19 protein-coding genes are annotated in these 26,339 nt (G+C 54.6%); 15 read left to right on the forward strand and 4 right to left on the reverse strand.

The window, feature by feature from the left end; genetic code table 11:
• Positions 1–42 precede the first annotated feature (42 nt).
• Together ilvD and CZ787_RS02150 are read left to right on the forward strand one after the other, a co-directional pair.
• On the forward strand, positions 43–1,887 hold the full coding sequence (gene ilvD / locus CZ787_RS02145) for a dihydroxy-acid dehydratase (protein WP_087105783.1): 1,845 nt from the start codon (positions 43–45) through the stop codon (positions 1,885–1,887).
• An 18-nt stretch (positions 1,888–1,905) separates the two neighbouring features.
• Positions 1,906–2,961 (forward strand): oxidoreductase, encoded by a 1,056-nt coding sequence (locus tag CZ787_RS02150; RefSeq protein WP_087105694.1) that lies wholly within the window; start codon positions 1,906–1,908, stop codon positions 2,959–2,961.
• 542 nt (positions 2,962–3,503) lie between these two features.
• On the opposite strand, the gene nudE is transcribed toward CZ787_RS02150, so the two are convergent.
• Entirely contained in the window at positions 3,504–4,103 is a 600-nt protein-coding gene (nudE, locus tag CZ787_RS02160) for an ADP compounds hydrolase NudE (protein ID WP_176372155.1), read from the reverse strand.
• A 71-nt stretch (positions 4,104–4,174) separates the two neighbouring features.
• Between nudE and yrfG the strand changes: the two genes are divergently transcribed.
• The 10 genes from yrfG to CZ787_RS02210 all read left to right on the forward strand — a co-directional run bounded on the left by yrfG (position 4,175) and on the right by CZ787_RS02210 (position 16,517).
• Positions 4,175–4,852 (forward strand): GMP/IMP nucleotidase, encoded by a 678-nt coding sequence (gene yrfG / locus CZ787_RS02165; RefSeq protein ID WP_087105701.1) that lies wholly within the window; start codon positions 4,175–4,177, stop codon positions 4,850–4,852.
• Positions 4,852–5,241 carry a ribosome-associated heat shock protein Hsp15 gene (gene hslR, locus CZ787_RS02170; protein WP_087105703.1) on the forward strand — a complete coding sequence of 130 codons (390 nt, stop codon included), beginning with the start codon at positions 4,852–4,854 and terminating at the stop codon, positions 5,239–5,241. Before yrfG ends, hslR begins: the two co-directional genes overlap by 1 nt.
• Before the next feature lie 93 nt (positions 5,242–5,334).
• A complete protein-coding gene (gene hslO, locus CZ787_RS02175) occupies positions 5,335–6,210 on the forward strand; it encodes an Hsp33 family molecular chaperone HslO (protein ID WP_087105705.1) in 876 nt (291 codons plus the stop codon).
• Positions 6,211–6,521: 311 nt separating this feature from the next.
• Positions 6,522–8,078, forward strand: coding sequence for a phosphoenolpyruvate carboxykinase (locus CZ787_RS02180; protein WP_087105708.1), 1,557 nt, complete (start codon positions 6,522–6,524; stop codon positions 8,076–8,078).
• Between the two features lie 628 nt (positions 8,079–8,706).
• On the forward strand, positions 8,707–9,660 hold the full coding sequence (gene glsA / locus CZ787_RS02185) for a glutaminase A (RefSeq protein WP_217883831.1): 954 nt from the start codon (positions 8,707–8,709) through the stop codon (positions 9,658–9,660).
• A gap of 171 nt (positions 9,661–9,831) precedes the next feature.
• On the forward strand, positions 9,832–12,174 hold the full coding sequence (locus CZ787_RS02190; RefSeq protein ID WP_087105710.1) for a Tex family protein: 2,343 nt from the start codon (positions 9,832–9,834) through the stop codon (positions 12,172–12,174).
• A 193-nt stretch (positions 12,175–12,367) separates the two neighbouring features.
• Positions 12,368–14,008: a glutamate--cysteine ligase gene (gshA, locus tag CZ787_RS02195; RefSeq protein WP_087105712.1), complete on the forward strand. Its 1,641-nt coding sequence runs from the start codon at positions 12,368–12,370 to the stop codon at positions 14,006–14,008.
• A complete protein-coding gene (locus CZ787_RS02200; protein ID WP_087105715.1) occupies positions 14,005–14,505 on the forward strand; it encodes a disulfide bond formation protein B in 501 nt (166 codons plus the stop codon). Before gshA ends, CZ787_RS02200 begins: the two co-directional genes overlap by 4 nt.
• Positions 14,506–14,636: 131 nt before the next feature.
• Positions 14,637–15,107 carry a sigma D regulator gene (rsd, locus tag CZ787_RS02205; RefSeq protein WP_087105718.1) on the forward strand — a complete coding sequence of 157 codons (471 nt, stop codon included), beginning with the start codon at positions 14,637–14,639 and terminating at the stop codon, positions 15,105–15,107.
• 255 nt (positions 15,108–15,362) lie between these two features.
• Complete coding sequence (locus CZ787_RS02210) at positions 15,363–16,517, forward strand: linear amide C-N hydrolase (protein WP_087105720.1); 1,155 nt, start codon at positions 15,363–15,365, stop codon at positions 16,515–16,517.
• An 86-nt stretch (positions 16,518–16,603) separates the two neighbouring features.
• Here the strand turns inward: CZ787_RS02210 and CZ787_RS02215 are convergent, their stop codons facing one another.
• Complete coding sequence (locus tag CZ787_RS02215; protein ID WP_087105722.1) at positions 16,604–19,681, reverse strand: efflux RND transporter permease subunit; 3,078 nt, start codon at positions 19,679–19,681, stop codon at positions 16,604–16,606.
• Positions 19,681–20,763 carry an efflux RND transporter periplasmic adaptor subunit gene (locus tag CZ787_RS02220; protein ID WP_087105725.1) on the reverse strand — a complete coding sequence of 361 codons (1,083 nt, stop codon included), beginning with the start codon at positions 20,761–20,763 and terminating at the stop codon, positions 19,681–19,683. Before CZ787_RS02220 ends, CZ787_RS02215 begins: the two co-directional genes overlap by 1 nt.
• A 222-nt stretch (positions 20,764–20,985) precedes the next feature.
• On the opposite strand from CZ787_RS02220, the gene CZ787_RS02225 reads away from it, so the two are divergent.
• Entirely contained in the window at positions 20,986–21,960 is a 975-nt protein-coding gene (locus tag CZ787_RS02225; RefSeq protein ID WP_087105728.1) for a malate dehydrogenase, read from the forward strand.
• A gap of 672 nt (positions 21,961–22,632) precedes the next feature.
• Here CZ787_RS02225 and CZ787_RS02230 read toward each other — a convergent pair.
• Complete coding sequence (locus CZ787_RS02230) at positions 22,633–23,289, reverse strand: HAD family hydrolase (protein WP_087105733.1); 657 nt, start codon at positions 23,287–23,289, stop codon at positions 22,633–22,635.
• A 199-nt stretch (positions 23,290–23,488) separates the two neighbouring features.
• On the opposite strand from CZ787_RS02230, the gene CZ787_RS02235 reads away from it, so the two are divergent.
• Positions 23,489–23,983 carry an RNA pyrophosphohydrolase gene (locus CZ787_RS02235; protein ID WP_087105735.1) on the forward strand — a complete coding sequence of 165 codons (495 nt, stop codon included), beginning with the start codon at positions 23,489–23,491 and terminating at the stop codon, positions 23,981–23,983.
• An 83-nt stretch (positions 23,984–24,066) separates the two neighbouring features.
• On the forward strand, positions 24,067–26,328 hold the full coding sequence (gene ptsP, locus CZ787_RS02240; protein WP_087105737.1) for a phosphoenolpyruvate--protein phosphotransferase: 2,262 nt from the start codon (positions 24,067–24,069) through the stop codon (positions 26,326–26,328).
• The last annotated feature ends 11 nt before the right edge of the window (positions 26,329–26,339 follow it).

Genomic DNA, 26,339 nt, shown 5'->3' on the forward strand with positions numbered 1-26,339 from the left:
CCGAGTTGGCAGCGGGCCAAAAAAAAAGATGTAGAGGACACTATGCCTGAGTATCGCTCTCGTACGACCACCGCTGGCCGCAATATGGCTGGCGCCCGCGCTTTATGGCGCGCCACGGGTATGAAGGATGAAGATTTTCACAAGCCGATTATCGCGGTCGCCAACTCCTTCACCCAGTTTGTACCCGGTCATGTCCACCTGAAAGATATGGGCCAACTGGTGGCGCGTGAAATTGAAAAAGCCGGTGGCGTTGCCAAGGAATTCAACACTATTGCCGTCGATGACGGCATCGCGATGGGCCACGATGGCATGCTGTACTCGCTGCCCAGCCGCGACATTATCGCCGACAGCGTTGAGTACATGTGTAACGCGCACTGTGCAGATGCGTTGGTATGTATCTCCAACTGCGACAAGATCACCCCTGGAATGTTGATGGCCGCTATGCGCCTGAATATTCCGGTCGTCTTTGTCTCAGGCGGACCCATGGAAGCCGGCAAAACCAAACTGTTAAATCATGGCCTGGATTTGGTAGACGCCATGGTAATGGCGGCTGACGACAGCGTGGATGATGAAACGCTGGCCGAAGTTGAGCGTAGCGCTTGCCCCACCTGCGGCAGCTGCTCAGGCATGTTTACCGCTAACTCAATGAACTGCCTGACCGAAGCGCTTGGCTTGGCGCTTCCGGGTAACGGCACCGTGCTGGCGACGCACTCGGACCGTCGTCGTCTGTTTGAAAACGCGGGCCACAAGATTGTTGAGTTGGCCAAGCGTTACTACGAAGGCAATGAGGTGCACCTGCTGCCTCGCGCGATTGGCTCGAAAGCCGCTTTTCGTAACGCGATGACCCTGGATATCGCCATGGGCGGTTCCACCAATACCATTTTGCACCTGCTGGCGGCCGCGCAAGAAGCGGAAGTCGACTTCACCATGTCGGATATCGATCAGCTTTCCCGTGAAGTGCCTCAACTGTGTAAAGTGGCGCCCAACACTCAAAAGTACCACATTGAAGATGTGCACCGTGCGGGCGGGATCATGGCGATCCTGGGCGAGCTTGATCGCGCGGGCGTGCTGGATACCTCGGTACCCACGGTTTACGGTGATAGTCTCAAGACCGCGCTGGACGAGTGGGACATCATGCGCTCACCCAGCCCGGAAGTGGTTGAGTTCTTTAAAGCAGGCCCAGGCGGCGTGCCCACCCAGACGGCCTTCTCGCAAAGCACGCGCTGGCCGAGCCTGGACGGCGACCGAGCGACTGGCTGTATTCGTAACCTGGAGCACGCGTTCTCAACCCAGGGTGGCTTGGCCGTGCTTTACGGCAACATCGCGCTGGACGGCTGTGTGGTTAAAACCGCCGGTGTTGATGATTCGATTCTACTGTTTGAAGGCACTGCTCACGTCGTGGAGTCCCAGGACCAAGCGGTCGCCAACGTACTGGATGGCAAGGTAAAAGAGGGCGATGTCGTGGTAATCCGCTACGAAGGTCCTAAAGGCGGTCCCGGCATGCAGGAAATGCTATATCCAACCTCATACCTTAAATCCAAAGGGCTGGGCAAAGCCTGCGCGCTACTGACCGATGGTCGTTTCTCGGGTGGTACCTCGGGTTTGTCCATTGGTCACGTATCGCCTGAAGCGGCAGCGGGTGGCGCAATCGGCCTGGTGGAACAGGGCGATACCATCATCATTGATATCCCCAACCGCACGATTAACGTCAAGCTTTCTGATGCTGAGCTTACCGCTCGTCGCGAAGCGATGGACGCCAAAGGAAAAGAGGCTTGGAAACCGGTCGAGCAGCGCCCCCGCAAAGTGACGCCTGCGCTAAAGGCTTATGCACTGTTAGCGACGTCCGCTGACAAAGGGGCGGTGCGCGATCTTTCCAAGCTCGATTAAACGTTCGCAAGGAGCTTTATGAAAGCAACGATCAATGTGGGCCTGGTAGGTTATGGGTTCGCGAGTAAAACGTTTCATGTACCGCTCATTCAGGCCACGGAAGGCCTGGATTTGGTCGCGGTGTCCTCAAGCGACGCCGCTAAGGTGCAGGCGGATTTGCCTGATGTAGAGGTCGAGAGCGAGGCGCGGGCATTATGCCAGCGTTACGATATTGACCTTATTGTGATTCCTACCCCCAACGATACCCACTTTCCGCTTGCCAAAATGGCGCTTTCTGCGGGCAAGCACGTTGTGGTGGATAAGCCGTTTACCGTGACGCTGTCAGAAGCCAAGCAGTTAAAATCGCTGGCCGTGGTGAAAGAGCGTTTGATCTCGGTGTTTCATAATCGCCGTTGGGATAGCGACTTTTTAACGGTTAAGGCTTTGCTTGAGACAGGCACACTAGGACGTGTGACCGGTTTCGAGTCGCGCTTTGATAGGTTCAAGCCAGAAGTACGCGACCGCTGGCGAGAGAAAGCCGCGGCGGGTGGCGGTCTCTGGTTTGATCTGGGGCCACATCTGCTGGATCAGGCATGTGAGCTGTTCGGGATGCCCAACGCCATTTTACTGGAGTTGGGTACGCGCCGCGATGGCGCGCAAGCCGATGACGATTTTCTCGCGCTGCTGGCCTATGATGACCGGCGCGTTCAGTTAAGCGCCAGTGCGCTAGTGGCCGAAGCGACACCACGATTTCGACTTCATGGCACGCAAGGCAGCTATGTAAAGTACGGACTTGACCCTCAAGAAGACCGTTTGAAGGCAGGAGAAGTGCCTGCCGTTAATTGGGGAGAAGATACCCCAGGCACGTTGACGCTGCGCGATGGGCAGGGTGAAAAGGCATCACTGTCAAGCCATGAGCATCCTACTCAGCCGGGTAACTACCTGGCCTATTACCAGGGAATCGTCGAGGCTATTCAAGGCCGTGCTGCGCTACCGGTAGATATCGAAGCCGCGCTACGCTCGATGACGCTTTTGGAAGCGGGGCAGGATAGCTTCCGCCAGCGCCGCTGGATAGCGCTTAAACCCCACTTTTAACCCCAATACGAATGTCGGCACCCGCTTCACGCGGGTGCCTTATTTGCTCGTTCCTCGCAAAACGTTACCACGCGCAACGATTCTTGCTAGATCCGAAAGTAGCGCAAATTTGTAGCGCGTGGTAAGCGCCAGCGCACCCGCAGCGGCGGCCCGGCGCGGAAGCAACGCGAAGCGTTGCCGGGGTTGGGTGGCGGGGTGCAATGGCATAGACATAAGCACGGTGGCACAGCCAAGGCGGCTTGGCGCCGCCACCCGCGGGTGCCTTATTCGCTCGTTCCTCGCAAAACGTTACCACGCGCTACGATTCTCGCTGGATCCGAAAATAGCGCAAATTTGTAGCGCGTGGTAAGCGCAGCGCACCCGCGGAAGCAGCGCGAAGCGCTGCCGGGGTTGGGTGGCGGGGTGTAACACAGCCAAGGCGGCTTGCGCCGCCACCTGCGGGTGCCTTATTTACTCGTTCCTCGCAAAACGTTACCACGCGCTACGATTCTTGCTAGATTCGAAAATCGGGGCCCGCGCTGAAAGGCGGGTCCGACATTACCTCACAACAAATCAGCAGCGTCCTGGCGCTTCTCGTCACGTAATTTATCGCGGGCGATATACAGGGCTGCTATGGCACGCCCTTCATGAAAATCGTCGCGTAGCAAAAGGGCAGGCAGCTCTTCGATGGGGTGGGTCTCGACAATAAGCGGCTCTGGCTCATCACCCGGCAGCCGTTTGGCATACAGGTCGGTCGCGATTAATACCTGCATGCGATGGCGCATATAGTTGGGGGCCAGTGAAAGCTCAACTAAAGGCTCGATGCGGTGAGCGCCAAAGCCGCACTCTTCCATCAATTCACGGTTAGCCGCGGTAATAATATCCTCGCCCGGGTCCACCAGTCCTTTGGGAAGCGTTAATACGTAGTCTTCAAAACCTGCCGCATACTCGCGAATCAGTAACACATGATCAGGGTCAGGCATGGCCACAATCATTACCGCACCACGGTCGGCGCCAGTTAAGCGCTCAAACTGGCGCTCTTCGCCGTTTGAGAAGCGTAAATCCAGTGACTCGATATGAAACAAGCGGCTTTTGGCTACGCTCTCACGGGCCAGTATCTGCGGCTTGCGCAGGTAGCCGGTGGGAGAATCAGATGCTGACATAAGGGCCTCCATGGCTGCTAAATAAGGGTTAGGCTACAATAGCACGCTTACTCTTTTAGACTGGAGCGGCAATGATTGATTGGCGCGAAATTGATACCGTGCTGCTGGATATGGACGGTACGCTGCTGGACCTACACTTTGACAGCCACTTCTGGTTGGAGCATCTCCCGCGCCGTTATAGAGAGCTTCATCAGCTTGATGAAGCATCTCAAAATGCACTCCAGCAGCGCATTATGGGCGAACAGGGCACGCTAAACTGGTACAGCCTGGCGTACTGGAGCCGAGAACTGAATGTCGACGTCGTTGCGCTCAAACGGGAAGTGCAGCATCTAATTGGTCTACGTAGCGATGCACTCGACTTTTTAACGTGGCTAAAGCAGGCCCATCCCCGAGTGATATTGGCCACTAACGCTGATAGAGCCAGTCTATCGCTTAAATTGCCGTTAACAGGGTTGGAAAACTACCTGGATGCCATCATCTCCTCTGAAGATGTAGGGGCGGCGAAAGAGGAGCAGGCGTTTTGGTTTGCACTGCAAGACATCGAACCCTTTGACCCTGCCCGTACCCTGTTTATAGACGATAACTCCCGCGTGCTGGAAAGCGCCCGCGAATTTGGTATCCGGCATTTGTTGGGTATTAAACAGCCAGACAGCCAGCGCCCTGAAAAAGAGCTGCAGGAATTTATCGCTTTGGATCGATTTGCCCAACTGCTGCCAGAAAACCTACCAGGGCAGCAAGGAGAGCGTTAATGAGCGACGCCGTTCGCTTGGATAAGTGGTTATGGGCAGCGCGGTTTTTTAAAACCCGCGCGCTCGCTAAAAAAGCCATTGAAGGTGGCAAGGTGCATTACGACGGTGCGCGTGTCAAAACCAGTAAAAATGTTGAGTTGGGGGCGCTTATTCGCGTGCCTCAGGGGTGGGAAATTTACGAGGTCGAGGTAACAGAGCTTTCTGACCAGCGTCGTGGTGCGCCTGAAGCACGAAAACTCTATGCAGAGACCGCCGAGAGTACCGAGCGGCGCGCCCGTGAGACCGAAGCTCGCAGGCTTACTAATCAAGCCATGCAGCACCCCCTCAAACGGCCTGATAAAAAGCAGCGCCGCGATATACAGCGCTTTCAGCGTCAGCCCGGCGAGTAGCTGACGCTTCCTGCCTTGGGCTGTCTTCACGGCCAAGGCAGACTAGCCCGCCAAGCGCCCATTTTAAGTACCCTTTTACTGCAGGACCTTGTTATGTCTGATCAAATTCAGCGGTTTATGTTTGACCAAACCAACGTACGTGGCGAAATCGTAACGCTAGCCACTGCCTACCATGAAGTGCTCACGCGCCACGCGTATCCGCCCGCCGTTAATGAACTGTTGGGTGAGCTGTTGGCCGCTGTCGCGCTACTAACCGATACCATTAAGTTGGACGGCACCTTAAGCATTGAAGTGCGTGGCCAGGGCGTGTTGTCGCTATTAATGGCGGAGTCCAACCCAGGTGGTGAGCTCCGTGCGATTGCGCGTGTGGCGGAGGATAGCCACTTGCCCAGCGAGCGGGCAGATTTTCGTGAGTTGGTCGGAGAAGGGCAAATTGTCATTACGCTCGACCCGCGTGAAGGCAATCGCTACCAGGGCATTGTCGCGCTGGATCACGAAACGCTCAGTGGCTGTCTGGAAGCCTATTTTGGCAAATCCGAACAGCTGCCTACTCGCTTGTGGTTAGCGGCAGACGGCGAGCGCGCCGGTGGCTTGCTGCTGCAGCGCCTGCCAGATGCCTCGCAAAATCAGGACGTCGATGCGTGGGAGCGCAGCGTCGCGTTGGCCGATACGATCAAGCCTGAGGAGCTTTTGGGGTTAGAGCAGCGCGAAGTACTTTATCGCCTTTACCATGAAGAGACGGTTCGGGTCTTTGATCCTAAAGCGTTGCGCTTTGGCTGTACCTGTTCGCGGGAGCGGATGGCGGGTGGGTTGATCACGTTAGGCGCTGATGAACTGCGCGATATTGTGCGTGAACATGGCGCTATTGATACGCAATGCCACTTCTGTCACACGAAATATCACTACACTGCGGCTGATGTTGAGACATTATTGGAGAACCCGGATGCGCCATCACCGGTTATTCACTGATTATGTAGTCGTTTATCAAGGTGCTGATTAACAGGTTCCTCTCGTAAGGGGCAGCAGTTACAGCGCTTGTAGCGATTCCAACCTAAAAACATTTGAAAACTCACTGCGCTGCAACAAGGAATGTTGTGTATTTGTAGTAGTTTAACTACAAAATGTTTGGTCAAAGCCCCCGTTCCCCGGGGGCTTTCTTTTTGTAATAATGCGCCTGACTTCAGCACCCCCAGCACAATGTATGTTGTTGGGGCGACCTTTTTTGGTGGCGTTAATGACGCCCGGTAACGAGAAAATGGCCGCAAGGCCCAGGAATCGAAATGACCACGACTCAAGCTGCTCCCCAAGCCCATGTGAATCTTAGCAGCGCCGAATTAATCGAGCGCGCCGTGGCCCGTGGTGAAGGCCGCTTGTCGGCGGATGGCGCCTTGGCCGTCAATACTGGCGTACGGACGGGGCGTTCGCCAGCTGACCGCTTCATTGTCGATGAGCCGTCGACGCGTGACAGTATTGATTGGGGCAGCGTCAACCGCCCGTTTGATGCCGTTAAATTCGATGCCCTATGGACGCGGGTTGAAGAGTATCTAAGCCGTCGTGAGTATTTTGTATCTGAGCTGCACGTGGGTAGTGATTCCACCCACTATCTGCCGGTTCGCGCAACCACTGAAACGGCTTGGCAGAATCTTTTCGGCCGCACCATGTTTGTACGTCCGAGCTCTTACAACCCAGCGGGTAAAGATGAGTGGGTCATTCTCAACGCGGCAAACTTTGAGTGCGAGCCGAGCCGTGATGGCACCAACTCTGACGGTTGTGTGATTATCAATTTCGCCGAGAAAAAAGTGCTGATCGCCGGTATGCGTTACGCAGGCGAAATGAAAAAAGCCATGTTCTCGGTACAGAACTTCCTGCTGCCAGCGTCGGACGTGCTGCCTATGCACTGCTCGGCCAACGTGGGTGAAGATGGCGAAACCTGCCTGTTCTTCGGTCTTTCCGGTACGGGTAAAACCACGCTTTCCGCTGACCCGGCACGTTACCTGATCGGTGATGACGAGCACGCTTGGGGCGACGGTATCGTCTTCAACATGGAAGGTGGTTGCTACGCCAAATGTATCGACCTTTCCGAGAAAAACGAGCCGGTTATTTGGAACGCGATTAAGTTCGGCACGGTGCTTGAAAACGTGGTGCTTAATGACCGTCATGAGCCGGACTACGCCGACGACAGCCTAACCCAGAACTCGCGTGCCGCGTATCCGCTTGAGCATATTGAAAAGCGCGTTCTGGAAAATCTGGCGGGCGAGCCTAACGCCATCGTCTTTTTGACCTGCGACATGTCGGGTGTGCTGCCGCCGGTGTCCGTTCTTTCTAAAGAAGCTGCGGCGTACCATTTCCTTTCCGGTTACACCGCTAAGGTTGGCTCTACCGAAATGGGCTCTTCAGAAGGCCTGGCCGCTACGTTCTCTACCTGCTTTGGTGCACCGTTCTTCCCACGCCCGGCGCGTGAATACGCTGATCTTCTGATCAAGCGTGTTGATAAGAAAGACGCTCAGGTTTACCTGGTCAATACCGGTTGGACGGGCGGCGCGTTTGGGGAGGGCGGTTCACGCTTCTCTATCCCAACGACGCGCGCCATCATCAGTGCGATTCAGTCAGGCGTGTTGCGCGATGTAGAAACTCGACATATCGAAGGCTTGAACCTTGACGTGCCTGTCGCTGTGCCAGGCGTTGACGCCAGCCTACTTGACCCGCGCGAGACTTGGCAAGACCGCGCTGCCTACGATCAGCACCTGAAAGAGCTAGCGACTAAATTCGTGGATAACTTCAAGAAGTTTGAAGGGGTGAGCGAAGCGATCCTCAAGGCAGGCCCGCAGTTGGGTTGATATTGAGTAGGGTGCAAAGCACGTCTTCCAGAAAGCCGCCTCACTTTGAGGCGGCTTTCTGCTATCCGCGTCGATGAACGACGGGTAATGAGCAAGCCTTTGCTGAACAATGCTTGAATACTGCAACTGTGTTATCGGTATCGCTGTACATTGGGTACTCATTAGTATGTGTTGTTGACATAAGTTTAATCATGATTAAGGTTAAGTGTGCCGTTGATGGTCTCTAGAGGTAATAACGTAAAGAGAAATACCGCGCAGGGAGATAGCGTACGGCGGTAATTGCCTCTATGGGTTTTTAAACGACAGTGTTCTATCCGTTCGATATAACGTATTAGCGAGAACTGTAAAAATCCTTCAGTGGATTTTTTTAAACGTAGTTTTTCAAAGACCACTGATTAAAAAAATGCTTAGAAGCAAGGAATAAACGAGACTTACAGAGAATAAATGAGTATTCCGAGCTGATGTTTAACGCAGTAGTATCAGGCGCAGCCACGCTATCAACGGTAGCTAATGCGCTCAACCGTTCTGGCACGACGATCATGCTTCAGTATAAGAAGCAGCGCTGGTAAATGGCTTCCATGATAACTGTCCAGAGCTGAATGAAATATGCCATTGAAGAGGCAAGCGAATGGGGCTATCTACTGGAATGAAAACGGATATCGAAAGCGCGTTAAAGGCAGGCATGGAGGCGGGGCGAGCAGCGCATGGAGGTAAGAACGCTGATTATATCCCCTATCTAGCCTCTGTTGATCCTGAGCTGTTTTCACTTGCCATCATAACGGCAGATGGCCAAGTCTATACCGAAGGGGATTGCGACTACGCGTTTGCAATTGAGTCGATCTCAAAAGTATTTACGTTGGCGATGGTCATGGAGAATATCGGCCCTGACGCTGTTCGCGATAAAATTGGAGATAGCCCAACGGGACTGCCCTTCAATTCCATCATCGCACTGGAGTTAAATAACGACAAGCCTCTCTCTCCGCTTGTCAATGCCGGCGCTATAGCGACGGTAAGCCTTGTGCCAGGGGAGAGTGCAGACGAATGCTTTGAGGCTATTCTCCAGTGCCAGCGTGAATTTGCGGGACGAGATCTTGCCATGAGCGCCGAGATTAATGCATCCGAGCAGTCTACCAACGCCCATAATCGGGCTATCGCATGGCTGCTTGAAAGCGCTGGTGCGTGTTATAGCGACCCGGTACGCACTGTCGATGTCTATACACGGCAATGCTCTACCCTGATTAATTGCAAGGATCTTGCCACGATGGGAGCAACGCTTGTTGCAGGTGGTATTAATCCGTTAACCAAGCGACAGGTCATGGATGCGCGTTATGTCCATTATATATTGGCTGAAATGATGATGGAGGGACTTTACACGGCTTCTGGAGACTGGGCTTATGAGGTAGGCTTGCCCGCGAAGAGTGGTGTTGGTGGGGGTATTCTCGCTGTCATGCCGGGGCAGCTTGCGATAGCTGCTTTTTCTCCTCGCTTGGATGAGGCTGGCAATAGCATTCGTGGTCAGGCCGCCGTCAAGGCTGCTGCGGCATCGCTGGGTCTCAATCTCTTCAAGGCTCCTTGCCAGTAAATGCCTTGAAGAAAGAAGGTGACTGTTCATGGCAATTAAGGGGGCGGCCACGACCTGAACGATCTTTTATCCCCATTGCTATAAAGGGAGCCTTGTGCAGATAAAGCGGTAGTAGGCTGATTGTGATACCTTGTCAGCACTAAAAAATGCTGCATGAGTTAGTTGCAATTTATGGATGTCAATCAGCGAATTATTTCCCGCTTAGCCGGCGAGCTAGGCGTGCGTACCCAGCAAGTAGCGGCCACGGTAGAGCTGTTGGATGGCGGTGCCACCGTGCCGTTTATTGCCCGTTACCGTAAAGAAATTACCGGGGCATTAGATGATACCCAACTGCGTCAGTTGGATGAGCGGTTGCGCTACCTGCGTGAGCTTGAAGAGCGCCGTGTCGCCGTTCTGGCAGCCATTGATGAGCAGGGTAAGCTGGATGCATCGCTCAAGGCGAGCATTGACGCGGCAGAAACCAAGCAACGCCTTGAAGATCTCTATTTACCCTTTAAGAAAAAACGCCGTACCAAGGCACAAATTGCCCGTGAAGCGGGGCTTGAGCCGTTGGCGGATGCGCTGTTAGCGAACCCCGCGCTTGATCCTGAAACAGAAGCAGCCGGTTACCTGTGCCCGGCAGAGGGTGATGTTCCCGCCATTGAAGATGCCAAAGCGGCGCTAGACGGCGCTAAGCAAATCCTGATGGAGCGTTTTGCCGAAGACCCAGAACTGATTGGGCGACTGCGCGAGCGGCTCTGGCAGGAAGGCGAGCTTAGCGCCCGGATGTTGGATGGCAAGGAGCAGGAAGGCGCTAAATTCGCGGACTACTTCGAGCACGATGAAAAGCTTGCCAAAGTGCCTTCACACCGTGCGCTTGCCATGTTCCGTGGCCGTAATGAAGGCGTGCTGAGCCTCGCTATTCGCCTGCCCGGTGAAGATGATGCCCCTATTCATCCCGCTCAGGTGGCAATTGCCAAACAAGTCGGTATTAGCGATGAGGGCCGCGCTGCTGATAAATGGTTGGGCGAGGTGGTCCGTTGGACGTGGCGTGTAAAACTCTACACAGCGCTTGAAACCGAGCTGCTTGGGCGTTTGCGCGAGCAGGCTGAGCAAACCGCCATTGAGGTGTTTGCCGCCAATCTGAAAGATCTGCTGTTGGCCGCGCCCGCTGGGCAAAAAATCACCCTGGCGCTTGATCCTGGTTTGCGTACCGGCTGTAAGGTGGCGGTCATTGATGCAACCGGGCAGTTTATTGATCAGGCCACCATTTACCCGCATGCGCCACAAAACCGTTGGGATGAGTCGCTCAACGTGTTGGCTAAGCTCGTTAAGCAGCATGGCGTTCAACTGGTTGCTGTTGGGAATGGTACCGCCAGCCGTGAAACCGACAAGCTGGCAGGGGAGCTACTGAAAGCACTGGCGCCCGAGTATCGGGTCAGTAAAGTGATGGTGTCGGAAGCTGGAGCGTCTGTTTACTCCGCTTCGGAATACGCTTCTCGTGAATTGCCGGATCTTGATGTCACCATACGCGGTGCGGTGTCGATTGCTCGTCGCTTGCAGGACCCGCTGGCTGAGCTGGTTAAAATTGAGCCCAAGTCGATTGGCGTAGGCCAGTATCAGCATGATGTTTCTCAGGTGCAGCTATCGCGTAGCCTGGAGGCTGTCATTGAAGATTGTGTTAACGCCGTGGGGGTTGACCTTAACACGGCGTCCAGCGCCTTGCTCTCTCGGGTGGCAGGCCTAAGCGCAGCGATAGCTGAGAATATCGTGGCCCAGCGCAATAGCCTTGGTGCGTTTAAAAGTCGTAAAGCACTGCTGGATGTTAGCCGCTTGGGCCCCAAAACCTTTGAGCAGTGCGCCGGCTTTTTGCGCATCAGCAATGCGGGTAACCCGTTGGATGCAAGCGCCGTTCACCCGGAAGCCTATACCCTGGTCGAGCGCATCGCCAAACAGAGTGGCCGTGATGTTAAGGGCTTGATTGGCGATAGCGCTGCGCTGAAAGCGTTAAAGCCCGCTGATTTTGCCGATGAGCGCTTTGGTGTGCCCACGGTCAGCGACATTCTGAGCGAGCTTGATAAGCCGGGTCGTGACCCACGGCCTGAATTTAAAGCTGCGGAATTCCGTGAGGGCGTAGAAACGCTCAAGGATCTGAAGCTGGGCATGGTGCTGGAGGGTACCGTGACGAACGTAACGCCCTTTGGTGCGTTTGTAGATATTGGCGTCCATCAGGATGGCCTGGTGCATATTTCCGCACTGTCTGATCGCTTTATTGACGACCCGCGCAGCGTGGTTAAAGCGGGTGATATTGTGTCGGTAAAAGTGATGAGCGTGGATATTGCCCGTAAGCGGGTGGGGCTTTCCATGCGCCTGAATGATGAGCCGGAGAGTGAGCAAGAGCGCGCGTCATCAGCCGTTAATAAAGGGTCGCAAAAATCACCACGTAGCCAACGACCTGCCAGTAAGAACGCGGAAACTTCGGCGCCAATGGGGGCGCTGGGGGCGGCATTGCTGAAAGCCAAGCAGGGCAAGTAGACGCATACGTTGAGTGCTAACGTAACTTGAAGGCTTGCGTGGCTTGAAAATACGTGTCTTGAAAATACATGTCTTGAAAATATTAGGGTTGCCGCCATATCCTGCCTTTTATTATTGATGGATATGCTGGCGATGCCACCTGATTTCACCATGGCTCGTCCAAAATGGGCCTTACTGACAAGGAGTGTTCACCTTGCCTGAACCACTCACTGTGCCATCTTCGTTGACCTCTCAGGTTGAGCGCTTGTTGCCCAGCGCGCGCTTGGGCCGCATGGGTCGCTTACGCCGCGGGCTGGAAAAAGAAGGACTGCGGGTTGATGCAAACGGCCATATTGCGCAAACCCCGCACCCAAGAGCTTTGGGTTCCAAGCTAACGCACCCGCATATCACCACTGATTATTCAGAAGCGTTGATTGAATACATTACCCCGGTGTATTCGCAGCCACGTGAAGCCTTGGCCTTTTTATCGGATCTGCACACCTTTACCTATCAGCACCTTGACCAGGAGTGGGTCTGGCCGGGGAGTATGCCGTCACGGCTTTCAGGTAATGCCAGCGTGCCCATTGCGGATTACGGCTCTTCCAACGTCGGCACCATGAAGCACGTCTACCGTAAAGGGCTGGACGTACGCTATGGGCGGATCATGCAGGCAATTGCTGGCGTACACTACAACGTCTCGTTACCTGATGATATGTGGCACGCGCTGCGCGAGCTGGAAGGTGCGAATAATATCCCGTTTAACGACTATCGTTCGACGCGCTATTTTGGCCTTATCCGTAATTTTCGACGTCATAGCTGGCTGCTGCTTTATCTGTTTGGCGCTTCGCCTGCGGTAGATAAAAGCTTTTTGCCTAACGGCAATGTGCCTGAAAAGTTGAAGCCACTCAACGACGATACGTTTTATGCACCGTTCGCTACAACGCTGCGTATGTCGGATTTAGGCTATCAAAACAAGGTCCAGGCTCAGCTTAAAATTTGTTTTAACTCGCTATCCAATTATGTGAACACGTTGCGCCATGCGATTTCAACGCCATGGCCGGATTATGAAAAACTCGGCGTTAATGTAGAGGGTAACTGGCAGCAGTTGAATGCCAATATTCTCCAGATAGAGAACGAGTACTACAGCGATATTCGTCCCAAGCGCGTCGCCAAGCATAACGAAACGCCTAGCCAGGCGCTTGAAGCGCGCGGTGTTGAGTATATTGAAGTGCGCTGTTTGGACCTGAACCCCTTTGACCCGCTGGGTGTCACCGAGACACAGATGCGCTTTGTAGACACCTTCCTGATGTGGTGTTTACTCAGCGATAGCCCGTGGATTTCTGATGATGAGTGCGACCGCCTGGACGACAACCGTCGTTGGGTGGTGGAGCGCGGCCGTGACCCAGAGTTAACGCTGATTCGTAATGGCCAGACCACCTCGGTTAGTGAGTGGGGCGAGCAGATTTTTGCAGAATTGCACGAAGTCGCCCGCCTGCTGGATGCTGTGGAAGACGATGCGCCTCACGCGGCAGCACTCAAGGAGCTGGCCCCGCGTTTGCGAGATCCTTCGCTGACGCCCTCGGCTCAGCTGTTGGCGCTTATGAAAGAGGGTAATGGTTCGTTAAGTGATACGCTGCTTGGGCTGGCCAAGGAGCAGAGCGAAAAGCTTAAAAATACACCCATGCAACGCTCACGCGAAGCCTTGCTTGACCAGTTGATTGAGACCTCGCATCAGCAGCAGAAAGATATAGAAGCGGCAGACCAGGAGAGTTTTGCTGACTTCCTCGATACGTACTTTACCAAAGCGCGTGAATCGCGCGCGTTGTCTGCGTTACTACTTGAGGAGAGGCAATGAAGCCCACAGCACTTCGCCCCGTGGCCCTTGCAGGCTTGGCATTTTGTGTCTTGATGATGGCCGTCGCGCTGGGCCTTGAGCATATTATGGGTCTTGAACCCTGCCCGCTGTGCATTTTTCAGCGCGTAGCGGTCATTGCTGCAGGCGTGATCTTTGCGGTTGCGGCTATCCACAACCCAAGCGGCTGTGTGGGAAAAGGCATTTACGGCGTGTTGGGGTTGATAGCGGTATCCGCCGGAGCGTTTATTGCAGGTCGTCATGTGTGGCTGCAAACCCTCCCGGCCGACGAGGTACCGTCCTGTGGCCCAGGCCTTGGCTACATGATGGATATCTTGCCCATGCAGGATGTCGTTGCCATGGTGTTGACCGGCTCGGGTGAGTGCGCCGAGATTGATTTTACGTTCATGGGAGCTTCTCTGCCTGCCTGGACATTCCTCGGCTTTGTTATCCTGGCGCTTGTACCTCTGCGGATATTGTGGCTAGCTATCAAGCGGTAGATGGCTGTTTGTGCGGCCAGCGTTTTGGCTGGCCGCGAGTATCAAGGAAACGGCCCCTAATAGAATTGACAGAGAAAGGTGGAAAAGCGAGCCTTACTCGGTTGTAGGTGGCTATTAGCAAGGAGAAGCCCATGCTCGAAGATTGCAAAAATGCCCAAGAGCGCTGGGGAGGCGTTCATGGCTTGATTGACCGCTGGCTGGAGCAGCGCCGCGCACTTTTGGTGAGTTTTATCGAGCTAAAGGATGCCTGCGACACTGAATTAGAAGCCGTTAGCAAAGAGCGCATTGATACCTTTAGCCAAACACTAATGGATTATATCAGCGCTGGGCATTTTGAGATTTACCCACAACTCGCGGAAGAAGCGAAAGCCTTTGATGATGAGAGTGCGCTGCACATCGCATCACGGCTTTTAGAACGCCTTGAGATGTCTACGCAAATGGTGCTTGAGTTCGACCAGGATTACGAGTCACCTGTGCGTTGCCAGCAGCATTTGGTGCGGCTACCCGCCTGGATTGACCGCTTGGCAAAAGGCCTCACTGAGCGTTTTGCGTTAGAAGATCAACTCATTGCCCGTTTGCACGCCGCCAATACCCCCAATTAAACCGTTTTCGGCTTAATTGCTTTACTTAGCGCCAGATATAAGCACCCTTGAAGGTGCTTTTTGCCGAGCCCCTCCCGAATGATATTCCCTGACGCCCTAGTGTAACTGGGCGATACCTGCTGCTTAATTGAGGCTAAACGAGCCAATACTGTTTCTTTTTATGAAGGAGACGTTTACGTAAGTTGATTTGGTAATAAATAAGCTATAGTTTGCCTGAAGTGTGGTTTAACTATTAATAAGATGAGGAAGAGTAGTATGCGACGTTTTTCCAAGCCTTGTTTAGCAGGTTTTTGCCTATCGGCGATCAGTATCGCCCTCGCGCCCACAGTGGCCGCATGTACTTCCCTTCTTTATAGCGACGCAAATGACAAATTTTATGCAGGTCGTACCATGGAGTTGCCCATGGAGCTACCTTATAAAGTGTCCTACTTTCCAGCAGGCACAAGCTTTGGCTCGCAGGCTGACAAACATCACGTGCTGGACTTTACCGGCCAAAACGCCTTTGTCGCCGTTACGGTGCCGGACCCCGTATCAAAAGATTTAAAAGTAGCTGAAGGCGTTAACGACAAGGGTTTGACGTTTGGCTTGCTGGCGTATGCCAGCACCGAAGGCCCCGCCGATATGGTTAACAATACGCAGGCGGTGTTGGCAGCTATCGACCTCGGCGCTTGGACGCTTTCTCAGTTTTCTACCGTTGACGAAGTAAAGCAGGCGTTAGAAGAACAACCTGTTATGGTGACGTCGCTACTGCCGATGGGCGTGCTGGATACGCCGTTTCACTACACGTTGCACGATGCCACGGGCAAATCCATCGTGATTGAGTTTGCCAATCACGAGCAGAATGTTATCGACAACCCGCTAGGGGTCATGACCAATGGGCCAGAATTTTCCTGGCACATGACCAACCTGAATAACTACACGTTTTTAAGTAACATTGACCAATCAAAGCTGGAACTGAGTGGGGTAAAACTTGCTCAGCCTGACTCAGGAATTGCGACGGCCGGGCTGCCTGCATCAAATACGTCAGTTGGGCGCTTTGTCCGCGCTATTTACTACTCCCAGTTTGCTGAAAAAGCGGAAAATGCAGACAGCGCCATTACGACGCTTGCCCATGTCATGAATAACTTTGACCGGCCGCGCGGTATTACCATCGACAACCGGTTCCGCGATTCGATTGAAAATATTGCTGCCCCCGGCGTTAATGATGACCGTGTCTACACCTCGGAGTACACCTCATGGACGTCACTGATTGACCTTCAACAGCGGACGCTTCACCTACGCTCTTACGATAGCCTTAACTACATCCATTTCGATCTGGATGAGCTCACGGATATTGATGAGATCCGTCATGTTGAACTCAAGGATGTGGTTCATGGCCCGCAAGATGCCACGCTGGCCCTGAGTCAATAAGCTAGCGTTTACAGGGCTGGTATTTACAGAGCTGGTGTTTATAAGAGAAAGGGGGCCGCTCAAATGCCCCTGTGTTCGTCTGGCCTCTACGGCTTGTGGCGGTGTAGTTTGCCACCCAGCACCAGCATGCAGGGCGTCAGCAGGAGGGTGAGGGCGGTCGCGAAGGTAAGTCCACCGGCAATGGCGCTCGACATCTGTGTCCACCACTGCGCTGAAGGGGCGTTGAACCCAAGTGACGGTGCGAACAGGTTGACGTTCATGCCCAGTACCATCGGCATCAAACCCAGTACCGTGGTGATTGCCGTTAACAGTACAGGGCGAAGCCGCAAACAGCCTGCTTCCAATGCGGCCTCGCCCGGTGCCATCCCTTCAAGACGTAGCTCATTATAGGTATCGATTAATACGATATTGTTATTCACCACGATACCGGCCAGCGCAATGACCCCCATACCGACCATCACAATGCCAAAGGCCTGGCCCGTGATCAGCAGCCCTATCAATATTCCAGCTGTCGAGAAGACGATGGCCGAAAGCACTAGAATCGCTTGGTAGAAGCTGTTGAATTGAGTCACCAGGATCAGCGACATCAGCCCAATAGCGACAAAGAACGCGCTAATCAAGAACTGCATCGCCTCTAGTTGGTCCTCTTGCTCACCGGCCACATTCACCATCAAATCATCGGGCAGCTTGTCTTGCGCTGCCTGAAACAGTGCCCTTAAACGTTCATCTGCCAGATACCCCGGCGCCAAATCAGCTTCGACGGTAATGGCTCGGCGCCCATTAATACGATTAAGTGTGCCTACTTTGGATGCTGGAGTAATCTCCACGAAGTGAGAAATAGGCACCTGCCCGCGCGGTGTGTTTATCGTCATGCGGCCGAGTTGGTCGAGTGAGCGCCAACCTTCCGGTAACCGAATTCGAATATCGACCTCATCACTAACGTCAGGCGGCCGGTAGCTGGCCACCTGTAAACCGTTGGTAAGCAGTTGCACCGCACTGCCAATGGTCGTGATATCAGTGCCCATGCGCGCGGCCGCTTCCCGGTCAACATTGACCTGCCACTCCACGCCTGGCAGGCTACGGTTATCCTGAATGGCCACGAAGCCCCCGAGCTCATGCATGATGGCTTGTAACTGGTCCACCCCCGCATCGGCAACGGCTGGGTTCATGGCGCTGACTTCCAGAACGATAGGCTTTCCGCCTCCTGGCCCCATCTCCTGCTCCTGGAACTCCAAGCGAATGCCGGGAATGTCGCTGGCGCGTTCGGCCATGTCGGCCAAAATTTCTCGGGAAGGGCGGCGTTCATACCAATCAATAAACTGAAACTGGAGCACGCCGATAACATCGTTACCCAGTTGCTCGTTTGGAACAGCAAACGAACGCGCATAGAGCGCCTGTACTTCGCTCATCCCTGATAGTCGTGCCTCCACGCGCTGAACAATGGCATCCGCCTCCAGAGCAGAGAAGTCGCCACGGGCGCGTACCAACACCTGGGCGCTGTCCGGCTCAACGTTGGGGAAGAAGTCGACCCCGTGATTGAGGCGCCCGTAGGATGTGTAAATTAACGCCAGCAGCAGCACGGCAATGATAAGTACCCAGCCAGGGCGGGCCAGTAGGCGGGAAAGTAAGCGCCGGTAGGCGCGCCCCAGCCGAGTACTTTGGTCGGGGCGAGCTCCGCCCTGTGTCGGCTCGGTTGCCGTACGGGTAAACAGTCGCCCAAGCGTGGGTAAGAAAATCAGCGCCATGGCCAGCGACGCCAGTAAACAGAGAATAACGGTTGCAGGCAGGTACTTCATAAACTGACCGACCATGCCGGGCCAAAACAGCAGGGGGATAAACACCGCGAGTGTCGTGGCGGTAGAGGCGATAACCGGCCAACTCATACGTGAGGCGGCATTCAGCCATGCTTGGTGAGGCGATTGCCCCTCGCGCAGATGACGATCCGCCAGCTCGCTCACCACAATTGCCCCATCTACCAGCATGCCCGCGACCAGAATCAAGGCGAAGAGCACCACAATGTTGAGCGTGAACCCAAACGCCCAGACCAGCAGAATACCGGTTAAAAAGGCGCCAGGAATAGTCAGGCCCACCAGAAGCGCCATGCGCAAACCCATCACGGCAACCACCACGATGAGCACCAGTACTACGGCGGTCAGTACGTTATTGAGAAGCTCTGAGAGCATATCCTCAACCGTGACCGATTGGTCGAGAATGGTGGTGATATTTAACTGCTCGGGCAGCAAATCACTTGCCTGGTCGAGTGTCTCGCGCACAGCAGCAATGGTGGCAATAATGTTGGCACCAGCGCGTTTGGATATTTCCAATACTACGGCGGGCTGGTCATCAATACGCGCAAAGCCTGCGGGGTCTTTAAAGGTTGGGTGAATCCAGGCGACGTCGCCAAAGGTAACAACGCGGTCCTCATCCACCTTCACCGGCATATTCATAACATCTTCAAGCGACTCGATAACGCCGGGCACCTTCAGCGCCATACGGCCTGCGCCAGTATCCAAGCTGCCTGCCGCTACCAGCCGGTTGTTATTGGAGACGATGTTAAACAGCTCATTGAAATCGATGCCGTAACTCTCCAGCACCAGTGGGTCGACCACGATCTCCAGCAAGTCCTCCTGTTCACCACCAATATCCACTTCCAGAACATCAGCGATGCCTTCAATCTCCTCCTTTAGGCGGCGCGCCACGGTAATCCGTTCTCGGGTATCCAACTGCCCCGAAAGGCCAATGCTGAGTACCGGAAACTCTGACACATTGACTTCCATAACCCGTGGTTCATCCGCTTCGGAAGGTAAGTCGCTGCGGGCGATATCAACGCGGTCACGAACGTCGGAAAGCGCCGTGTCAGGGTCAAAGCCTGGGTCAAACTCCAGTGAAATAGAGGCGTGGCCTTCGTTGGATTGGGCCGTGAACTTGCGCAGTCCTGCAATGCCGCGCAGTTCCTGCTCCATAGGACGAATCAGCAGGCGCTCGCCATCCTCCGGGCTCACACCCTCCAGCGTTAGCGAAACGTAAATCAGCGGAATCGTAACGTCGGGGTTGGCTTCCTTGGGAATGACCTGCCAGGCAACCACGCCTGCCAGCAGCAGGCTAACCAGCAGAAACAGCGTGGTGCGCGTATGGTGAAGCGCGGCATCAATCAACTGGCGCATTAGCGGGCCTCGGATGCAGCGTCAACAGAAACAGGCTCGACAACCTCACCTGCATTCACCAGGCCTGCGCCCAGCGTGATTAAGCGCACCTGATCGGGCAGCCCACTGACGTAGGCACTTTCAATCGTCGCGCTAACCAGCTCCACCGGCGTCTCAATCACTTCGTTATCGGCATTGATATGCTTGATAGTCAGCTGGTTTTCATGGCCAAGAGACAGCAGCGCAGGTGAGAGGCTGTGTACAGAGCGGGGCGGCAGGGTAATCGTAAGCTCCGCGCTACCGCCGGACATGGGCAGCTGCAAAGGGTTATCCAGCGTTGCTTCGACATAGAACGTACGCGTCGCTTCATTGGCCCGGCGGCTAATAAAGCTCAGCTCGCCATCAAGATGAGCGCCATTGAGCAAGCGAGCCGTAACGGGCAGGCCGACGGCCAAGTCACCTACTTGCTGTTGAGACACCCAAGCGGTGCCGGTTAAACGGCGATCATCTACCAGTCGTCCCCACTCTTCGCCGGGTTGAACAAGGTCACCCAATTCAACCTCAATACGGTCCAGCGTGCCGCTAAACGGGGCTTGGGGGCGTGAGTCGGCCAGCTGTTTTTCAAGCTGAGCGACTTGCGCTGCACTCGCGCTTAACGAGGCTTGTAAGCGTAGGAGTTCGGGCTGGGAAATAAGCTGACGATCACGCAAATTCTGGGCGCCGGAGTATTCGGCTTGGGCGAGTTCAAGCTCATCGCGGGCTTGCTGCAAGCGTTCTGGCAGGGCGTCGTTATCCAACACAAGCAGCGTATCCCCGGCCTCAACAGGGCTCCCCTGGGCAATAGGTTTTTCAACGACAAACCCGCCGACGTTGGCGCGCAGGGTGACCTCACGCTCGGCAGTTAGCTGGCCTTGAACCAATTGCTGAGGGATGTAAGGCATGCTGTCGAGTGTCATCACTTCAACGCGAGGGCCACTTACTGAACTACTTTGTGCCTCGGGAGGCGCAGCTTGAAAGCGCTGAAAATCGCCCAGCACTAACCAAATGACCAGACCCAATACCAGTAAGCTGGCCAGCATATAAGAAGAGGGAAGTTTGCGCATAAAGGGGGATCTATCCCTGGCAACTGTGTGCAACGACACACGAACAAGAAAAAAGGTGCAGCGATACAATAGCGCAACCAACGGCTTGCAGCGAGTGATTGGCAGGCCCGATGAAGGCAAAGTCACCGTATGGATGATTGAGTTTTTGCATGACTGCGCATAACATCTTGGCATCTTGAGTTCTGTCGACCCATTTGAAGGCGAACCAACCAAGGAGCAATGATGAAAGATCCAGTACGTATTGCGATTACCGGCGGTGCCGGCCAGATCAGTTACTCTCTTATTTTCCGCATCGCCGCTGGCGATATGCTGGGGCCGGATCAGCCTGTCATTCTTCAGCTGCTCGAAATTCCGCAAGCAATGGACGCGCTGAACGGCGTAGTAATGGAAGTCAACGACTGCGCCTTCCCGCTGGTACAAGACATTGTTGCCACTGACGATGCCAACGTTGCATTTAAAGATGCTGACTTCGCCCTGTTAGTCGGTGCGCGCCCGCGTGGCCCGGGTATGGAGCGCAAAGATCTGCTGGAAGCCAACGCCGCGATCTTCTCAGTACAAGGTAAAGCGCTGAACGATAACGCTAGCCGTGACGTTAAAGTGTTGGTGGTGGGTAACCCGGCCAACACCAACGCGCTGATTGCTTCCTGCAATGCGCCGGACCTGGACAAAGGTCAGTTCACTGCAATGACGCGCCTGGACCATAACCGCGCCCTGACGCAGCTGGCCCAGAAAACTGGCAAGCACGTGACCGACGTTGAAAACATGATCATCTGGGGCAACCACAGCGCGACCCAGTACCCCGATATCGCTCAGTGCAAGGTTGACGGTAAAGCGGCGTTTGATCTGGTTGAACGTGACTGGTACGAAAACGACTTTATCCCGACGGTACAGCAGCGCGGCGCGGCCATCATCAAAGCACGCGGCGCGTCTTCTGCCGCCTCCGCTGCCTCTTCAGCCATCGACCACATGCGTGATTGGGCACTGGGTACCAACGGCATCGTCAGCATGGCGATTCCATCTGACGGCAGCTACGGCATCGCCGAAGGTATCATCTACTCCTACCCGGTGCGTTGCCAGGGTGGCAAGTATGAAATCGTTCAAGGCTTTGAGCTTGACGAATTCAGCCAAGAGAAGATGAAAGCAACCGAGAAAGAATTGCGTGAAGAGCGCGCAGCCGTTGAGCACCTGCTCGGCTAAACGCTCGGCTGGCGCTGCTAGCTAATGCAAACCCCGCAAGCACTGCTTGCGGGGTTTTTTATTGCTGTTATTTAGCCCAGGGCGGCTTGGCGCCGCCATTCGCGGGTGCCTTGCCGCTCGTTCCTCACGGCGCGTTACCGCGCGCTACAATGTGTGCAGCCATCTGAGGGGATTCTTGTAGCGCGTGGTAAGCGCAGCGCACCCGCAAAAGCAGCGCGCAGCGGTGCCGGGGTCAATGCGGTGGCACATCAGGGGCGTCGTACCGCCGCCATTCGCGGGTGCCTTGCCGTTCGTTCCTCACGGCGCGTTACCACGCGCTACGATATGTGCAGCTATCTGTTAGGTGGTTCTTGTAGCGCGTGGTAAGCGCCAGCGCACCCGCAGCGGCGGCCCGGCGCGGAAACAGCGCGTAGCGGTGCCGGGGTTGGTTATGTGCCTTTAGGCGGCTTGGCGCCGCCATTCGCGGGTGCCTTGCCGTTCGTTCCTCACGGCGCGTTACCGCGCGCTACGATGTGTGCAGCCATCTGTTAGGTGATTCTCGTAGTGCGTGGTAAGCGAAGCGCACCCGCAAAAGCAGCGCGTAGCGGTGCCGGGGTTGATTATCTAGGCGCCGTACCGTCGCCATCCGTGGGAGCCGTGTGCAGCCACCTGACAGGTGATTCTCTTAAAGCGCTAATCACGAAGGCTCATGATTCGCCATTGGCGCTGTTCGGCTACCTGGCGAAGGGTGTTGTCCGGGTCAACGGCTACGGGGTGATCAACCTCTTCAAGCAGCGGCAGGTCGTTATGTGAGTCGCTGTAGAACCAAGCGCCGTCCAGCGTAAAGTCCTTGTCTTCTAACCATTCATGCAAGCGGGTAATTTTGCCTTCCCGATAACTGGGGATGCCGGAGACGCGCCCGGTATACCGGCCATTCTCCATTTCCGGGGTAACCGCGATCAAATAATCAACGCCCAAACGCTCAGCAATGGGGGCGGTAATAAAATGGTTGGTCGCGGTCACAATAAGTAGCGTGTCGCCCCGGGTGCGGTGCCGTGCCAATAGCTCTTCGGCCTTGGGCAGAATATGCGGTTCTATCTTGCTGGCCATAAATTGCTGATGCCAGGCCGCTAACTGTTCGGGCGTGTTATCCGCTAACGGTTTAAGTGCCACTTCCAGAAACGCCGCCATATCCAGCGTGCCCGCCTTGTAATCGGCCATAAAACGCTCATTGGCTTCGCGATAGGCGATGGGGTCTACAGCGCCTTGCTCGAGTAAAAACTCACCCCATGCATGATCGCTGTCGATGGATATCAGCGTATTATCCAGATCGAAAATAGCCAGGCTCACGGCGCTCCCCTTGTGGTCGATTGTCGTTTGAAATTTATAGGTATGAACGGCAAAACAAAGGGGCGGATTATCGCAGAGTCCTTGGTTCTTTCCCACCCGAGCCGCGCACGCGTTCACGACTTAGCGTTATATTGTATTGATACGCTTGTCGCCCTTGTGGAAAAATGGGGATAACTGAAAATTTAATAAGGTGATGTCCGTGATCGACGCTGACGGCTTTCGCCCCAATGTTGGCATTATAATTGCCAACAGCCAGGGGCAGCTGCTTTGGGCGCGTCGTGTAGGACAGAATGCGTGGCAGTTTCCCCAGGGAGGCATTAACGCAAGCGAAACACCGCAACAGGCTCTTTTTCGTGAGCTTTTTGAGGAAATCGGCCTAACCGCCGATGATGTTGATATTATCGCCTGTACCCGGGGATGGCTGCGCTACCGTCTACCACGACGCATGATTCGTACCCATTCACGGCCAGTGTGTATTGGCCAAAAACAGAAATGGTATTTGCTAAAAATTCGCTGTCAGGAAAATCGAATTTGTATGACGGCAACGCCCAAACCTGAATTCGATGGTTGGCGGTGGGTGAGCTATTGGTACCCACTCGGGCAAGTGGTACCGTTCAAACGAGAGGTGTATCGGCGCGCGCTAAGAGAGCTTTCTCCCCGCGTTCAGCGCTTGGCACAAGATGATGAAAGATAACGTGCTCCACGGCTCTGGATGAGCGGTGAAAGTCTGTCGAAAAGATCCTCAGCGAGGCAAACAATGTGAAAAGTAAAACGTCCATGCTTGAGGTATTGCGTCGTGTTATTCAGGAAGTAAATGGTGCACGCAACCTGGACGTCGCGCTGTCGACGATGGTGCGTCGTATCCGTAAGGCCATGCAGACCGATGTGTGCTCATTCTACCTTTATGATAAAGAGCTTGAGTCGCTCGTTTTAATGGAAACGATTGGTCTGCGTACTCAAGCGGTAGGACACGTTGTGCTGCCGTTAGGGGAGGGGCTGGTGGGCCTGGTAGCCAAGCGCAGCGAGCCCTTGAACCTGGAAGACGCACGGCTCCACCCTCATTTTCGCTATTTTGAAGCGACCGGTGAGGAGCGCTATTCCAGCTTTCTAGGCGTCCCGATTATTCACCAGCGCCATATGCTGGGTGTGCTGGTTGTTCAGCAAGCTGAAAAACGCCGCTATGATGATCAAGATGAAGCCTTCCTGGTCACCATGGCCGCTCAGTTGGCAGGCGTGCTGGCTCATGCGCTGGCAACGGGTAACCTTGCGCGGCCTGCATTACCGGGCGGGCAGGCCATGTTTAAAGGGGTCGCGGCGTCACCTGGTATTGCCATGGGCGAGGTGGTCGTTATTACGCCACCGGCTGACCTTAATAGCGTGCCAGACCTTATTCCCAATAATGAAGCGTATGAAATTGCGCGTTTAAAAGAGGCGATCGGTAAAACGCGCGATGAAATTCGTGCAGCGGCCGAGCGGCTAGCCAGTCGAATCTCCACCCAGGAACTGGCGCTTTTTGATGTTTACCAGCAAATGCTGGGTGAAGCAGCCCTTTCTGAAGAGGTCGAAAAGCGTATTCGTGAAGGGCAATGGGCGCCAGGTGCGCTGGCCGATGTGGTGCGACGCCACGTTCAATATCTGGAGCGGGTAGATGACGATTATCTCCGCGAGCGCGCTGCGGATATTCGTGATTTAGGCCGCCGGGTATTAGCCCATTTGCAAGAGGGGGCACCTTCAACGCCCGAAACCTACCCCGATAATGCCATTTTAGTGGGCGATGAAATTAGTGTCGCCATGTTGGGCGAAGTGCCGCGAGAGAAGCTCAAGGGGCTGGTTTCTGTGCGAGGTTCAGGTACATCGCACGTTGCCATTGTCGCCCGTGCTATGGGGATCCCCACGGTGCTGGGCATGATGGATTTACCATTGCCACGCTTAAATGGCGCACCGGTTGTGTTGGATGGTCACCGTGGGCGGCTGTTTGTTCGTCCGTCGGCTGAGCTGACGTCGCGTTATGAAAGCTTAATTGCGGAAGAGCAAGCGTTAAGCGAGCTTCTGGAGCATGAGCAGGACCTGCCCAGTACGACCCCGGATGGCCATGAAATGCCGCTTATGGTCAATACGGGGCTAGCGGTAGATGCCACCGCACTGCTTAAAAGCCGTATTGCAGGTGTTGGGCTTTATCGTACGGAAGTGCCGTTTATGATTACTGAGCGCTTCCCCGGCGAACAAGAACAGATGCGTATGTATCGCGAGCAATTGGAAGGGTTTGCGCCCTTGCCCGTGGTGATGCGTACGCTGGATATTGGGGGCGATAAAGACCTGCCTTACTTCCCTATTGAAGAAGCCAATCCTTTTCTAGGCTGGCGCGGGATGCGGGTAACGCTGGATCATCCTGAAGTGCTCATGGTGCAACTGCGTGCCATGCTGAAAGCTTCCCATGGTTTGAACAACCTCTATGTGCTTTTCCCGATGATTACCAATGTCGAGGAAGTGGATGAGGCGCTGCGACTATTGGATCGCGCGATTATTGAACTGGGGGAAGAGGGCATCATCATAAAACGTCCCAAAGTGGGCGTGATGATTGAAGTGCCAGCGACTATTTATCAAATGGATGCGCTGGCAAAGCGGGTCGACTTCTTCTCTGTGGGCAGTAACGATCTAACCCAGTATTTGCTGGCAGTTGACCGTAACAATGCACGGGTTTCCAGCCTTTATGATGCGATGCATCCAGCACTTTTATGCGCCCTGCAGGAACTTTCCCAGGATGCCAAACGGCTTAATAAACCCATTTCTTTATGCGGCGAATTGGCCGGTGACCCAGCGGGGGCGCTGTTATTGATGGCTATGGGGTTTAACACGCTTTCAATGAACGCCCCCAGCTTACCCAAGGTGCGTGCGGCCATTCGACGCGTGACACTTCATGATGCCAAAACTCTACTGGCTGAAATCATGAACCTGGATACGCCTTCCCAGGTACACGAGCATCTTAATAAGCGCATGGACGAGTGGCAGCTTTCGCATCTGTTGCCTCCACGCGATTAATGCTGCTGCCT

The sequence above is a fragment of the Halomonas citrativorans genome, from assembly GCF_900163645.1.
Lineage (GTDB): Bacteria > Pseudomonadota > Gammaproteobacteria > Pseudomonadales > Halomonadaceae > Vreelandella > Vreelandella citrativorans.

Coding starts and splice junctions, on each gene's coding strand:
- ilvD (WP_087105783.1), top strand. CDS start 43: ATGCCTGAGTATCGCTCTCGTACGACCACCGCTGGCCGCAATATGGCT.
- CZ787_RS02150 (WP_087105694.1), top strand. CDS start 1,906: ATGAAAGCAACGATCAATGTGGGCCTGGTAGGTTATGGGTTCGCGAGT.
- nudE (WP_176372155.1), bottom strand. CDS start 4,103: ATGTCAGCATCTGATTCTCCCACCGGCTACCTGCGCAAGCCGCAGATA.
- yrfG (WP_087105701.1), top strand. CDS start 4,175: ATGATTGATTGGCGCGAAATTGATACCGTGCTGCTGGATATGGACGGT.
- hslR (WP_087105703.1), top strand. CDS start 4,852: ATGAGCGACGCCGTTCGCTTGGATAAGTGGTTATGGGCAGCGCGGTTT.
- hslO (WP_087105705.1), top strand. CDS start 5,335: ATGTCTGATCAAATTCAGCGGTTTATGTTTGACCAAACCAACGTACGT.
- CZ787_RS02180 (WP_087105708.1), top strand. CDS start 6,522: ATGACCACGACTCAAGCTGCTCCCCAAGCCCATGTGAATCTTAGCAGC.
- glsA (WP_217883831.1), top strand. CDS start 8,707: ATGGGGCTATCTACTGGAATGAAAACGGATATCGAAAGCGCGTTAAAG.
- CZ787_RS02190 (WP_087105710.1), top strand. CDS start 9,832: ATGGATGTCAATCAGCGAATTATTTCCCGCTTAGCCGGCGAGCTAGGC.
- CZ787_RS02200 (WP_087105715.1), top strand. CDS start 14,005: ATGAAGCCCACAGCACTTCGCCCCGTGGCCCTTGCAGGCTTGGCATTT.
- rsd (WP_087105718.1), top strand. CDS start 14,637: ATGCTCGAAGATTGCAAAAATGCCCAAGAGCGCTGGGGAGGCGTTCAT.
- CZ787_RS02210 (WP_087105720.1), top strand. CDS start 15,363: ATGCGACGTTTTTCCAAGCCTTGTTTAGCAGGTTTTTGCCTATCGGCG.
- CZ787_RS02215 (WP_087105722.1), bottom strand. CDS start 19,681: ATGCGCCAGTTGATTGATGCCGCGCTTCACCATACGCGCACCACGCTG.
- CZ787_RS02220 (WP_087105725.1), bottom strand. CDS start 20,763: ATGCGCAAACTTCCCTCTTCTTATATGCTGGCCAGCTTACTGGTATTG.
- CZ787_RS02225 (WP_087105728.1), top strand. CDS start 20,986: ATGAAAGATCCAGTACGTATTGCGATTACCGGCGGTGCCGGCCAGATC.
- ptsP (WP_087105737.1), top strand. CDS start 24,067: ATGCTTGAGGTATTGCGTCGTGTTATTCAGGAAGTAAATGGTGCACGC.